This is a genomic window from Natrinema halophilum (assembly GCF_013402815.2).
In the GTDB taxonomy this organism is placed as follows: domain Archaea; phylum Halobacteriota; class Halobacteria; order Halobacteriales; family Natrialbaceae; genus Natrinema; species Natrinema halophilum.
Genome location: NZ_CP058601.1, coordinates 4,144,385 through 4,157,232, shown reverse-complemented (window position 1 = coordinate 4,157,232; position 12,848 = coordinate 4,144,385). Strand labels below are relative to the sequence as shown.

General features: G+C 62.3%; 14 protein-coding genes. 6 read left to right on the top strand and 8 right to left on the bottom strand.

Features of this window, described 5'->3' with window-relative positions; translation table 11 throughout:
* Nucleotides 1–192 precede the first annotated feature (192 nt).
* The 3 genes from HYG82_RS40765 (at nt 193) to HYG82_RS40755 (ending at nt 2,274) form a co-directional block, all read left to right on the top strand.
* Nucleotides 193–1,245 carry a hypothetical protein gene (locus HYG82_RS40765; RefSeq protein ID WP_179263910.1) on the top strand — a complete coding sequence of 351 codons (1,053 nt, stop codon included), beginning with the start codon at nt 193–195 and terminating at the stop codon, nt 1,243–1,245.
* Nucleotides 1,242–1,970: a class I SAM-dependent methyltransferase gene (locus HYG82_RS40760; protein ID WP_179263908.1), complete on the top strand. Its 729-nt coding sequence runs from the start codon at nt 1,242–1,244 to the stop codon at nt 1,968–1,970. The genes HYG82_RS40765 and HYG82_RS40760 overlap by 4 nt, the downstream gene beginning before the upstream one ends.
* 115 nt (nt 1,971–2,085) lie before the next feature.
* Entirely contained in the window at nt 2,086–2,274 is a 189-nt protein-coding gene (locus HYG82_RS40755; RefSeq protein ID WP_179263906.1) for a hypothetical protein, read from the top strand.
* Between the two features lie 19 nt (nt 2,275–2,293).
* Here HYG82_RS40755 and HYG82_RS40750 read toward each other — a convergent pair whose 3' ends face one another.
* The gene (locus HYG82_RS40750; RefSeq protein WP_179263904.1) at nt 2,294–2,782 is read right to left on the bottom strand and encodes a PadR family transcriptional regulator; all 489 of its coding nucleotides are present in this window, start codon (nt 2,780–2,782) and stop codon (nt 2,294–2,296) included.
* Nucleotides 2,783–3,295: 513 nt separating this feature from the next.
* Between HYG82_RS40750 and HYG82_RS40740 the strand changes: the two genes are divergently transcribed.
* Together HYG82_RS40740 and HYG82_RS40735 are read left to right on the top strand one after the other, a co-directional pair.
* The gene (locus HYG82_RS40740; protein ID WP_179263902.1) at nt 3,296–3,784 is read left to right on the top strand and encodes a universal stress protein; all 489 of its coding nucleotides are present in this window, start codon (nt 3,296–3,298) and stop codon (nt 3,782–3,784) included.
* A 797-nt stretch (nt 3,785–4,581) separates the two neighbouring features.
* Nucleotides 4,582–5,157 (top strand): cupredoxin domain-containing protein, encoded by a 576-nt coding sequence (locus HYG82_RS40735; protein ID WP_179264668.1) that lies wholly within the window; start codon nt 4,582–4,584, stop codon nt 5,155–5,157.
* A 299-nt stretch (nt 5,158–5,456) separates the two neighbouring features.
* Here HYG82_RS40735 and HYG82_RS40730 read toward each other — a convergent pair whose 3' ends face one another.
* From HYG82_RS40730 to HYG82_RS40710, 5 genes are all read right to left on the bottom strand, one after another.
* On the bottom strand, nt 5,457–6,512 hold the full coding sequence (locus tag HYG82_RS40730) for a glucosidase family protein (RefSeq protein WP_179263900.1): 1,056 nt from the start codon (nt 6,510–6,512) through the stop codon (nt 5,457–5,459).
* Nucleotides 6,509–7,231 carry a class I SAM-dependent methyltransferase gene (locus tag HYG82_RS40725; protein WP_179263898.1) on the bottom strand — a complete coding sequence of 241 codons (723 nt, stop codon included), beginning with the start codon at nt 7,229–7,231 and terminating at the stop codon, nt 6,509–6,511. The genes HYG82_RS40730 and HYG82_RS40725 overlap by 4 nt, the downstream gene beginning before the upstream one ends.
* A gap of 1 nt (nt 7,232) precedes the next feature.
* The gene (locus HYG82_RS40720; RefSeq protein ID WP_179263896.1) at nt 7,233–8,594 is read right to left on the bottom strand and encodes a glycosyltransferase family 4 protein; all 1,362 of its coding nucleotides are present in this window, start codon (nt 8,592–8,594) and stop codon (nt 7,233–7,235) included.
* A 238-nt stretch (nt 8,595–8,832) separates the two neighbouring features.
* Complete coding sequence (locus tag HYG82_RS40715) at nt 8,833–9,393, bottom strand: NUDIX hydrolase (protein ID WP_179263894.1); 561 nt, start codon at nt 9,391–9,393, stop codon at nt 8,833–8,835.
* Between the two features lie 232 nt (nt 9,394–9,625).
* Complete coding sequence (locus HYG82_RS40710) at nt 9,626–10,576, bottom strand: diacylglycerol/lipid kinase family protein (RefSeq protein ID WP_179263892.1); 951 nt, start codon at nt 10,574–10,576, stop codon at nt 9,626–9,628.
* 54 nt (nt 10,577–10,630) lie between these two features.
* Between HYG82_RS40710 and HYG82_RS40705 the strand changes: the two genes are divergently transcribed.
* Nucleotides 10,631–11,338: a PHP domain-containing protein gene (locus tag HYG82_RS40705; RefSeq protein WP_179263890.1), complete on the top strand. Its 708-nt coding sequence runs from the start codon at nt 10,631–10,633 to the stop codon at nt 11,336–11,338.
* Between the two features lie 438 nt (nt 11,339–11,776).
* Here the strand turns inward: HYG82_RS40705 and HYG82_RS40700 are convergent, their stop codons facing one another.
* Both HYG82_RS40700 and HYG82_RS44740 read right to left on the bottom strand, forming a co-directional pair.
* Nucleotides 11,777–12,190: an alpha/beta fold hydrolase gene (locus HYG82_RS40700; protein ID WP_284145042.1), complete on the bottom strand. Its 414-nt coding sequence runs from the start codon at nt 12,188–12,190 to the stop codon at nt 11,777–11,779.
* Entirely contained in the window at nt 12,171–12,593 is a 423-nt protein-coding gene (locus tag HYG82_RS44740) for an alpha/beta fold hydrolase (protein WP_425495427.1), read from the bottom strand. Before HYG82_RS44740 ends, HYG82_RS40700 begins: the two co-directional genes overlap by 20 nt.
* Nucleotides 12,594–12,848 lie beyond the last annotated feature (255 nt).

The following is a 12,848-nucleotide window of genomic DNA, read 5'->3' as shown; positions in this document are numbered from 1 at the left end:
CTACGAACAGCGATGTAATAAGCCTTGTTACCGTGTGGCATACTTGCGAGTTACTCGCAACGGAATCCGGCGGACGGCACAGCGAAGCCGAAGAGTTCGAACGCGTCAGTATCCGTTGGTCGTGATAGGTAACTGTTGGATCAAAAGCTTCTAACAGAACCGCGTGTAGAACCCACACAGGAACAGACGCCGATGGACTTTGTGACGCTACCCGGGAAGATAGTGACTGGCCGTCTCGGGGCCGCCCTTTCGCGATTCCTTCCAGCGACGCCAATCTGGGAGCGCGAGTGGGACATCTGTTGTGTGCTCGACGGCTGCCGTCTCGATCTCATGCGGGAGGTTGCGACGGCAGGTCACGAGGCGCTTCCCGATCCCGAGACGGTTGGATCGCTCTGGTCTGTCGGATCGCAGTCCGCCGAGTGGATGGACCGAACGTTCGATCCACAGTATCGCGAGGTGATGTCGCGGACCGCCTACGTGACCGGCAATCCGTTTTCATCGCAGCCCTGTGATCACCTTCTCGTGACCTCCGACGACGTCCTCCCGTTGACGAGCGACGATTTCGCCGTCTTCCACGAAGCCTGGCGGGACGACTGGGTCGACGACGACATTTCGACGATCCCGCCCGAGCCGTTGACCGACGCTGCGATCGCCATCTGGAACGAGCGCGAGACACTGGGCGTCGACCGTGTCATCGTCCACTACATGCAACCCCACGCACCCTTCCGGTCGCGAGCGGAGTGGTTCTTCGGCTCGGCTGACATCGAACACTGGGGCCAGTTCGCCGATGGTAACGGCGACGACGACGACCTCGATATAGAGGATCTCCTGCCCGAAGAACGCGAAGCACTCGAGGCGCTCGCCGAAGCCGAAGCGGAGGATGACGGCGATTCCACGAACGATCCCTGGCTGCGCCTCCGCGACGGCGACCTCTCGTTCGAGGCGGTCTGGGGAGCGTACCGGGACAACCTCGAGTGGGTCCTCGACGATCTGGTGCGCCTGCTTACGAACTGCGATGGTACCGTCGCGATGACGAGCGATCACGGGAACGGCCTCGGTGAGTTCGGCGTCTGGTCGCATCCACCCGGGACGCCGGTCCCTGCAATCCGGCGGGTTCCCTGGGTGGTCCGCAAGGGTCAGGATCTGGGAACCGCCGACCCCGTTCTTCCCGACGGCATCCACGAGACCGATACGAGCGATAGTGACGACATCGACTCTCGCCTCGAGGCGCTTGGGTACCGATGACGGATACGAACGCCGTCCGAGACGCGATCTACGCGTTTCGGAAGGCCCGGCTGGGACTCGAACGCCGCCGACTCGACTACGGCCGCGAGACCCGCGACCGGGCCGACAGACTGGCCGAGATCCTGCCGGCGTCGGTCGCCGAACTGCGAGGGTACGAACGCGAGTACGAGTCCCTCGAGTGGTTTCACGATACCTACGCCGACCGCGTCGCCGACGTCCACGACGCGGGAGTCGCCACCGGCACCACCCACTGGCGCGACGGCGTCACCCTCTACGTCGTCTGTCGCGCGCTGGGGATCGAGACCGCCGTGGAAACCGGCGTCCTCTACGGCTCGTTCGACGCGCACATCCTCGCCGCGATGGTCGAAAACGGCGGCGGAACGCTTCACTCGGTGGACCTTCCTGGCGGTCCGCCCGGCCCGTTCGAGTACGGCCACCTGATCCCCGACCGGTGTCGCGACCGCTGGCATTTCCACCGGGGCGATGCGCGGGAGGTGTTACCCGACCTGCTCGAGCGCATCGGCCCCGTCGACCTGTTCCTCCACGATTCGGACCATCGGCTGCCCCACATGCGCTTCGAGTACGAGACCGCGCTGGCCCATCTCGAGGCGGGCGGCGTGCTCGCGAGCCACGACGTCCGGCTCTCTGCGCTGTTCGATCGCTTCTCGGACACGAACGGGCTTCAGTCGTGTGTGGTCTGTGATACGGGGATTGCGCGGTCGTGAGCCGGATGCCGTGGAACGGTTGCAGCCGGGTGCTGGGGGATGGATACGTCATCGGCCATCGAACTCATCAGCTCGTGAGATAGGCTATTTACCGTAGATCGAGATACAAACGCGTATGGATCCGAAAGCCGAACGACGCTGTCATATCCTGATCGGCGTTTCACTCGTTTTGTTGACGATCGGTATCGGGTACGACTTCATCGTCGGCACCCAACTGGCGGATTTCCTGGTGATAATCGGCGGCCTCTTCATCGGGTGGGTCGGTTTTTTCTACTGTCTGGGAAACGCCGCATTCTGGGAGTGAAAGTCGCCTCGAGTTCCGATCAGTCGGTTCGATCGTCCGCTCCTCGAGCGGCCGGTTCTCCCCCAGCGTCGCCGCAATCGGTCGGTTTCGCTCCACCGCCCACCACGACACCCCGGAGTTCGCAGAGGGCGGCGAGCCGTTCGGCGCGCTGGATGAGAAGCGCGTTCCCGGCACCCGTGAGTCGGTAGGCAGTCGCGGGGCGGTCCGGGCCGTCGTACTCGGGTGATTCCTCGCCTGCGGCGACGAGGCCGCGCCTGCAGAGCGCCCGCAAGGCCGGTTCGAGCCGAGCGCGGCTGACGCGGGGATACCGGCGCACGAGAGTCCACGCGATTCCCGACGGATAACACGGGCGGCCGTCGCGCTCGCGCCGAGCGAGGGCCTCGAGACAGTCGCGCTGAAAACCGGTGAGTTCGATCCAGGCGCGGCAGCCGTCTCTCGGTCGGTGGTTCGCGGGCGATGCGTCTGCTCGAGCGAGGATTTCAAGACCCCGCGTCTCGTCGTCTGGCATGGCTTTCAGTGGGTAACAGAAGCCACGCGGGCCGGTGTTCAGGCACCGGGTCCGCTTTTCAGGACTGATTTGGGTAGTCGTGGATTCATCTGGCCTCCGTTATAGGCTCTCAGGTCCGGATAGTACTTAAATCTGATTACGGAATCGTAATCAAGAATTACGGTATAGTATTTGGTTAATGACAATAATGATCCCAGCACGAGTATTCGCGCCTAATCGTGTCGATTCGAGAACGACCAAGTTGGATGTCGCGTGAAGATTTCCGTATCCTCGAAGCCGTAGGTGACCCCGAGATTCTTGCAGTACAATCCCCTGCGATAATCGCTTACAATCTAGATATGACTCGCCCGCACGTCTCAAATCGTCTTTCCGAGTTCACAGAGCATGGTCTTGTGGAAAAAATAGCGGATGGACGATACCAGATCACGGACCGAGGCCGTGACTATCTCGAGGGCGAACTCGACGCGGAGGAGCTGGAACTGAACGAGGAATGACAGCACGTCGGCCAGGACGTTGGATGCAGTTGCCGATCGGCGACCGGATTCCCGAATCTCTCGAGTCGTCGGGGATTTCGTCGCGCTCAGAAACCGCGGGTTCGACGCCGAGCACATCCTCGTTCCGACCGCAGGCGGTCCATCCTCGGATCTTTCGGCGGAGTTAGCGAGGGACTTCCAAAACGTCTTCGGGTCCGAAATTACACTGCTGAACGTCAGCGACGATGAAGCAGCGGGGACGGAATTCCTCGAGGAGTGGGCCACAGAGAACGGGCTCGACGATGCGACGCTGCGCGTCGAGACCGGTAGCGTGAACACCGCTATCGCCGAAGCGGCCGAGGATTGCTCGATGGTCATCCTCGGAGCGACTGGACGCGGTCTCCTTTCGCGAATGCTACGAGGCTCGTCCGTGGTCGATGTCGTCGACCAGGTCGACTGTTCTGTCATAATGGCCGAACGACCCTCTCGGCGGTCCCTCCGTGAGCGATTGTTCGGGGTGCAAAAGTGAGAGGCCACGCTCGACAAAACCCCGCGTCCGAAGCAGTGGCCGGACTGCGCCGGGAATCGAGCCCTGGTAATCCAATTCACGGCCGACGACCGTCGATCGTCTGGGTATAGTCGCACGCTTTTGCTGACATTTCCGTGGTCAATCCATCAGTCGATGAGCTAGTGCACGGGTCGGCTGGAAACCTACCTGAACGACGTCATCGAAAGCGGTCTCAAAGACGATCGTATCCCCGCTCCGATCTCCGATTCGACGGTCCTAGTCTGACGGTTGAATTGGAAGATCCAAAAACGCGAGTGAACGCGACTGGAGCGTCGCTCGAGGTGACCTTCTCTGTCATCATGTCCGTTCAGACCCTGATCGAGTATCGCGGGAAGACAACCGCTTATACGGACGGGATCACCTCCGGTCGGTACTCGATGAATCCGATGATACCGTTGTGATAGTCGCCCCGGCATTACGTGCAAACGCCTTCACCCTGCTTCCGTCTCCGGAACCCGTGCGGTTTCTTCCCATATGGATTTGTCCAGTTGGGAAACCCCCATTGGTGGGATGTCCCCTTCCCGGGTGACGTCCGTCGAATTTACAGCCATCTATTTCGGCCGAAAGGAGGTGGCTACCGTGATGAGCCTCCATCCGTACTGGTCATCGACTCTGTGACCGCTATCGAACAGCGTTCATATATGCATATTGATCATCTGATCTGGTTTGATTCCCATGCATTAGACGGGTGTTCGACTATTCGTGGCGGCAGCTAAATGTGAGCAATGGCACAAAACGAGCGTGTCTCCCGACGGCGGATGCTCAAGTTGACAGGTATAGCGACGTCGACAGCGGTCGTCGCCGGATGCGGTGGCGGCGGAAACGGTGGCAACGGCGGTAACGGCGGTACCGGCGGTAACGGCGGCGTGGAGATCGATCCCGGTACACAGATCGAGTTTGACGGCCAGACGTCCGGTTGGCTCGGCATCGCACCCGATTCGATCGCGGAGATGGAGAATCCGACGCTCATCCTTCAGGCGGGAGAAACGTACGAGATGGGCTGGACGACAGGCGACGGCGCCCAGCACAACATCGAAATCCGCGACGAAAATGACGAGGTCATCGACGACCTGCAGACGGAAGTCGTCACCGAACCCGAAGATCAGTGGCTCGAGTTCGAGCCCACCAGTGAGATGGTCACGTACATCTGCCAGATCCATCCGAGTACGATGATCGGCGACATTCAAGTCGAAGGTGGCGGAGGGGGCGGCGGGAACGAGACTGGCAACGAAACCGGAAATGAGACCGGCAACGAAACCGGCGGGAACATGACCGGCAACCAGACCGGCGGAAACACGACCGGCAACCAGACCGGCGGAAACACGACCGGCTAACGATTGCTACGTCGGCAGGTCTTGGAGGTCGTCGCGGCGAAGAATCAAAAGTCGAATCCGCCATTGCGCGTGTTTCGAGTATTGCCGTTCTTTGCTTTCGGCGGGATGTTTTCCTCCCGAATGCTCTCGAGTGCTACTCATCCTGTGTGGGTTGCTTACAACGGGGTCGAAACCGGCTGGAACGACGCGAGTCGATGATAGCAGCGATTGCCTATTGTGAACCGGCAACGGTGGATACCTTCCGGATCACTGACCCTGACACGTCCGAAGAGCCTCTCTGTGTATCCGCTGAGAGGCGGTCATTCGAAAAGTGATTCGAGGAATAGATCCCAGGCCGGCGAGAGTCCCGACAACGCGTCCGCGGCCAGCAGCGCCGCCCCACTCGTCCACGTCGGGCGCTCGCCCGGCCAGAACTCCTCGTCTTCGAACTGATACCCGGTCCAGAAGATGCCGCCGTCGTCGGTCCACCGAAAGAGCCACTCGTAGATCTCCCGAGCCCGCTCCGCCCGGCCGACTGCGGCCAGCGAAACGACGAGTTCGCAGGACTCGGCCACGGTAACCCAGGGCTCGTCGTCGACGCAGCGACACCCCAGTCCCGCTTCGAGAAACCGATCCATCCCGGCCTCGAGTCGCCGACGGGCCGGATCGTCGGTCAGTACGCCACAGAGAACGGGATAGAACCAGTCCATCGCGTACCGCGACTTGCTCTCCCACGTACGGTCGAATCGGTCCGGGCGCGAGCGAATCGCCTCGCCGAGGCGGGTACGGGCCTCGAGCCATCGGTCCCGGTCATCGGAATGGCCGAGTTCGTCGGCAACCGCCGCGCCGCAGGCAAGACTCTTGTAGATCGAAGCGCACCCGGAAACGAGCGCGTCTTCGTACACCTCGCCGTCGGCCCCGACCGTCCAGTAAATTTCGCCAGTTGGTGCCTGCTGGCGACACGCGAACCCGAGAGCGTCGCGAACTGTCGGCCACAGCACCTCGAGAAACGACCGGTCGCCGGTACAGCGGTAGTGGTGCCAGACGCCGACGGCGACGTAGGCGCTGCGATGGGTCTCCTTGCGCGGTTCGTCGCCGGCGTGAGACCCGTCGCCGTCCTCCGAGTCGCCGTACGTTGCCCACATCGCCCCGTCGTCGTGCTGTGCCTCCGCCACCCAGCGGTACGCACGACGGGCAGCCTCGTGCCGGCCGGCAACCGACAGCCCCATCGCGCTCTCGACGTGGTCCCAAGGGTCGGCGGGACCATCGGGATACCAGAGGACGAGCCCGTCCGATCGCTGAACGCGTTCGATGTAGTCTACCGCGGGCTCGAGTTCCCAGGCGGTGAGCGACTGTCGACCGGATGCGTCGCTCACGGTGGTCCCTCCAGTCGGAAGTAGTAGACGACGCTCTTGCCGACCAGGGGATCGAGCGCCCGCTCGAGCAATCGAACCGGACGCGGCGACTCCAGGACGTCCCACTCGAGAAAGCGATCGTAGGCCCGAAGCAGGAATGGCGGGTCGCCGCGGTCGTCGCGGTCCCACCAGAGGCACTTCAGCCACCAGTAGGGGGCATGCAACGCGTGAGCAAAGTGGCCGTCGACCCGTCGGAATCCGCGACCTTCGATCGCAGCCCGCAACTCTTCGCGGTCGAAGATGCGGACGTGGCCGCCCTCTACCTGATGATACTCGTCCGACAGCGCCCAGCAGATCCGCTCGGGGACGGCTCGTGGCACGCTCACCGCCAACGTGCCACCCGAGGTACAGACCCGTCGAAGTTCGTCGATCGCCCCCTCGTAGTCGGGGAGGTGCTCGAGAACCTCGGTACAGAGAACGACGTCGAATGTTCCGTCTTCGAACGGGAGCCGCAGCGCGTCTCCGGCACAGAACGTGACCGGAACGTCGGTCGCCCCGGCGACGTACTCGTCGTAATCGTCACGGGCAGCCGCGAGGTTGTCCAGTCCGAGATCCAGTCCGACGACTTCGGCGACGTTCTCGAGGGCGGCGGCGTGGACGTGTCGCCCCTCGCCGCATCCGACGTCGAGGACGCGCATCCCCGGGGTAAGCGTGAGGCGGTCGAAATCGATCGTCTCCATCTCAGACCCCCTGTTCCTGCGTTTCGATGGCCGTCTGATACGTCCGGACGGTCTCGCGGGCGGCCCGCTCCCAGTCGAACTCGTCGATGATGCGCTGTCGTCCGCGTTCGCCGAGCCGACGGCGGCGCTCGTCGTCCGCGAGCAGGTCTCGGATGGCGGTGGCAAGCGCCCCCGAATCTCCCGGCTCGACGAGGACGCCGGCGTCGCCGACCACTTCAGGGAGCCCGCCGCCGGTGGTAGCGACGACCGGAACACCACAGGCCAGCGCCTCGCCTGCGGGAAGGCCAAAGCCCTCGTACAGCGAGGGAACGACGGCGACGTCAGCGGTCCCGTAGAGGTCGACCATCCGATCGTAGCTGATTTCGCTGTGGGTTTCGATCGCGTCTTCGACTCCAAGCTCAGAAATCAATCGGTCACAGTCGCCACCGTCGTCGAATTCGCCAACGACGACGAGTTCGGCGTCGATATCCTCGCGAACGGTCGCGAACGCTTCGAGCAGGTAGCGACCTCCCTTCAAAGGGACGTCGGCACTGACGGTGGTCATGATGCGCGGACGGTCACGAGGGCGCTCACGGGGTTCGAACAGTTCCGTATCGATGCCGTTGTGAACGACGCTGATCGCGTCCGGGTCCGCATCGAAGTCCGAGATGGTGTGGCGCCTGGCCGATTGAGAGACGGTCAGGACGTGTGGCAGATCCCTGACGACGTCTCGTTGCATCTCGAGAAACCGGTACCACCGGCGGATTAGCAGGCGCTCTTTCCAGTTGTCGGCTGCGGCGAGTGCGGCCTTCCGGTCGACCGTGATCGGATGGTGGACGGTCGCCACGACCGGGTGACCGCGCTCGTGAAGCGTACGGAGCCCGTGACAGAGCGACTGATTGTCGTGAACGACGTCGTACTCCGGCTGGTGTTCCTCGAAGTAATCGACGACGCGGCGGCCGAACGTATACGGGTCCGGGAAGCCGCCGGTGAGGGCACTCAGCCACTCGTAGAGGGCAAGTGGGTCACGAAGGTACGACAGTTCGAACTGTCCGATTCGATCGAGTTCGTCGACGACGTTCTCGCCTGGCAGTTTTACCAGACTAACGTCGTCGTCGAGGTTCGGATAGGGCTTTCCCGATATCACGTCGACGGAGTGGCCGAGATCGGTCAACGCCCTGCTCAGATATTTTACGTAGACTCCCTGCCCCCCCGAGTACGGGTTCGACCGATAGCTCAACAGACAGACGTCGAGCGACTCGTCAGTAGCGTCTATCGTCTCGAGCGATGGCTCCGACCCCGCCACCGTTCCTGCGGCGGTCGACCCCACAGACGAGGTGATACTGCTCCCCCGAAGAAGACGCCTGAACGTACCAGTGACCATCGCAGTCTATTCTGCATGTGTGGACACTCCCTCATAAACCTCTCGTTCGTGTACTGTTTCTTGACAGTGTTCAGTCTCGAAACGCGGATCTCTCGTGGGACGAACGCCAGGTCGAAACTCTCTGTTCGTGCCCGCGAGGGACCTGAATGAACCATACTGGCGATATCCAGCTACAAAGGCGTTCCGTCCCGAGTGGTCTATCGAGCCGTTCGCTGGTCGACACCTCTGGTGTTGGTCGTTACTGGGTGTCTCGGCGCATGGCGATCTCGAACCACGGGCAGAGTCGAAGTTGGCGGTACCACTCCGGGTGCGCGTGAAGTCGCTCGTAGGGAACCCACATCCATCCGGCGACTTCCTCCTCGTTTGGCTCGAGACTTCGGTCGGACAGCGTCAGTTTGAGGACGGCACAGACCTCGTGTTCGACGCCTTCGTTTTCGAAGTAGCGCTTGTACTCGAATCGATCGGTCAACTGCAGGTCGTCGTACTGGGCGGGCGTAATTCCCAGTTCCTCCTCGAGGCGCTCTCGAGTCGCCTCCTCCTGAGTCTGGCCCTCGACCGGATGGGAGGCAACGGTGCCGTCCCAGTAAGTCCCCCAGAGGCGCTTGTCCGGCGCGCGCTGGGCGAGCAAAATGTTCCCCTCACCGTCGAAGACGAGCGAAGTAAACGCGCGGTGGCGGATGCCGTCGCCGGTGTGGGCCTCGAGTCGGTTGACCAACTCGAGTTCGGTGTCGTCAGCGTCGACGGCGATCACGTCCTGTCCCGCATTTTCGTGTTGTAGGTCCTCCTGGGGAGTGCTCATACCCGAACAATCACAACGACTCTTGAAACCAGTATCGTCTCGTCTCGACCGTTTCGAATCGATACCCGGAAATTTCCGGGTTCGATCGAACTGCCGCATCGAACGACCAGTCGAAATCGATCGCTAGCTCGGCACGTGCAAGCGCGAGAGACCCGCATCGGCGGCTGTCGATCGCCTTCAGTGAGCCGGATCGTACGGTCGTGGCAAATCGGATGCGAACGACGTATTGCGGTTACGGAAGCAATCCGTCGTCCGGATCGGGCTGGTAATCGTCGCCGACGGCGATCCTGAGCGATCGTGAGATCGTCTCGATGCGCAGTGTTTCGGTTTTGAGCATCTCGCCGTCGAGGCTGTACTCGACGGAATCCCGTCTGCTCTCGATCGCAAGCGACGGCGCTCGTCGGCGAACGATGTAATTGCTATCGCGTCCGAACAACGTCTGCATGGCCGCATCGCCGAGGAGGTCCGTGGCCGCGGCATCTTCGACGATGGTCACCTCGAGCAAGCCGTCTTCGACGTTGGCCTGCGCCGTTCGCGCGCCGGTAAACCGTCGACAGTTCCCGATCAGGACGAACATGGCTCTCCCTTCCCAGGCCCGGGTTCGTTCCCCGTTCGGTCCTCGAGCCGTTTCCACTCGGAGCGGGAGCGAATCGAACGACCCCATCGTCTCGAAGGTGTTCTTGACGTACGCGAGAACGCCGAGATTCGCCTTGCTCTCCGGCGTCGTCTTGCTGCTTGCTTCGGCGGTAATGCCGCCGATGCAGGAATTGAGGAAGATGCGATCGTTCGCGATCCCGACGTCGATCGACCGCCGCCTTCCCGCTTCGATGACGGTAAATGCGTGTCCGATTCCCTGGATACCGATGTTCGTCGCGAAGTTGTTTCCAGTTCCCGCCGGGATCACGGCGAGGGTCGTCGTCTCGAGTTCGCCAGCGGCGGCGAGTCCGTTGACGACTCCGTTGAGCGTCCCGTCCCCGCCGGCTGCGGCGATGAGGTCCGCGTCGGGAGCGGCCTCGCGGGCTAGCCGGCTCGCATCGCCGTCTTCCTCCGTTTTTCGAATCTCGAAACCGTGTTCGGTTCCCCGCTCGACTACCTCCTTGACGTGGTCCCCGCTGCCGCTGACGGGATTGAGGACGAGAACGCGGTCGCCGACCCGACCGTCGGTCGACCCCTCCGATTGCATGCTCTGGATAACGCCAGCCGAGGACAAAAGGGCCTGGCCGGCGTATGCGTTTCCGTGTACACCGTCGATTTACACGCACACACGCGTTTCTTCCACGGACACCGAGCACTCGGTGATCGGTTCGACCCGCTTGGCGTCCGCCTGCTCACGGCGATGGCCGCCAGGCGCGGTCTCGACGGAGTCGCGACGACCAATCACGATTACTACACGGCGTTCGATTCATCCTCGGGCGTCGAACCGCTACCTGGTATCGAAATTACGACTGACCGCGGTCACGTCCTCGTCGTCGGGCCCAACCCGCCCGAAGCGACGAAGCCCGGGGCGCTCTCTCCGAACGAGGCAGTCGCACTGGCACACGACCGTGACTGCGCCGCGATCGTCGCACACCCGTTTCGAAACAGTTCGGTCAGGGAACTCGACGACGTTCCCTTCGACGCGATCGAGGTGAACGGGAAACACCCCCGATCGCGGCCGCTCGTCGAGGAACTGGCCGCGGAGCGCGACCTTCCACTGGTCGGCGGCAGCGACGCTCACTACCCGTTCGAGGTTGGACGAGCGTACACGGTGATCGAGGCCGATCAGCTCACGCCCGGGGCGGTCGTCGACGCGATCCGCGACGGTCGGGTGAATGCACGCGTCTACCGGTCGTGGCACGACCGGTTACTGCGACGTGGGTACAGAGCGATCCACGACCGCAAGCACGTGATCGACGCGCTCGAAAAGCCGACACCCGGCGTCGGACGGCCGCCGGGGGAGGACTGACGGCCGGTGATCGATTGCGATCGCAGTCGCTTCTCAGGGAGCGGCGTTCTTCTCGTCTCGAGTGTGCAGACGGCGTCTCGAGTGTGCAGACGGCGTCTCGAGTGTGCAGACGGCGCGTTCGTCCGCACGCGACAGCGGGTGACTCGATTCGTGAACTCGACTTCCTCCACCACACTCGCACCGGTGCCCAGTCGTACGGAGCGACGATGACTTAGGAGGTATCGATGGAACGACAGCCCCGACCGCCAGATGAACGTTCCGTCATCGAGACGCGCGCTGTTTTTCTATCCCCGACGAATAGCTGTCCTCGATACCGACCACTGCTGGGTACGACGGTTGCGCCTCGTATTCGACACGGTTTCGAAAGTCGATCATCGATTGGGAGGGTCGACAGAGCCAGACGGTTCGATCGAAATTCGCCGCGCTGCCGGTGACGTATCAGAACGAGCTATTTTCGTCGAGAAAGTCACCGACAAGTCGATTGAACCTCTCCGGTCGTTCGAAGTTCGGCGAGTGGCCAGCGCCGCTCACGATGGCGTAATCAGGTCCTTCGAGGCGCTCGGCCACCGCCTCGATAGCCGCTCGAGGCATGAACCGATCGGCTTCGCCCGCGATGAGGTACGCGGGAACCGCCGCCGCGACGAGACTGCTCGGATCGATCGGCAGTCCCTCGAGCGTCGGCCGTCCGTCAGTGAACTCCGGCGGGCGATCCGTATTCAGATCCGCGATCGCGTCCGACAGGAACGACAACTCAGCGGTGAGCGGATCGATTTCGGGGAGAGAGCCCTCCGCTTCCTCGATCAGGCTGAGATGCTCATCGGGTGGAAGGAGGTCACCAGGGGTTCCGGACAGAACCAGTGCGGCGGTGCGGTCTGGGTGCTGAGAGGCGAACGAAACAGCGGGCCACCTCCATCGAGTGTCCGACCACCGCTACGATGGCTATCTCGAGGTGATCGAGGAGCGCGGTGAGGTCGGCTCCGTACGAGTCCACTCCGGGACCGTCGGACGTGTCGGTGGAGCGGCCAAACAGTCGTTGATCTGGTGCGAGACACCGGTAGCGGTCGGCGTAATACGGCATTTGCTGGAACCAGGACAGGTGATTGTCCCGAAGCCGTGAAGAAAAGCGACCGGCGTTCCGGTACCGACATCCTGATAGTACAGATCGATGTCGTTGACGTGGACGCAGTTGTAGCCCGACATTCTCGATTGGACGGTTCGCTTCCAAAGCACCATATAGGTTGGTCCATGTTGACACCTCTTTGCGGGCTGGTACTGTCGAGGCGTTTTCGATTGGGCGTTCGATCCCCGTTTTCGGCACGGTCACCACCGACGGAACGAGCGATCCGAGTTTGCAGTCCGCCGACAGGTGAGAACTCGCCGCATGTGGCTCGGATCGTGCTCGTCTTTCTCAAGGCCCGGTCGCCGTCGTAGGCGCCGATCGACCGTCGACGGTCAGTACGTCTGTGATTTTGCCGTCGCACTGATGGGACCACCAGAAGGGACACAGTTT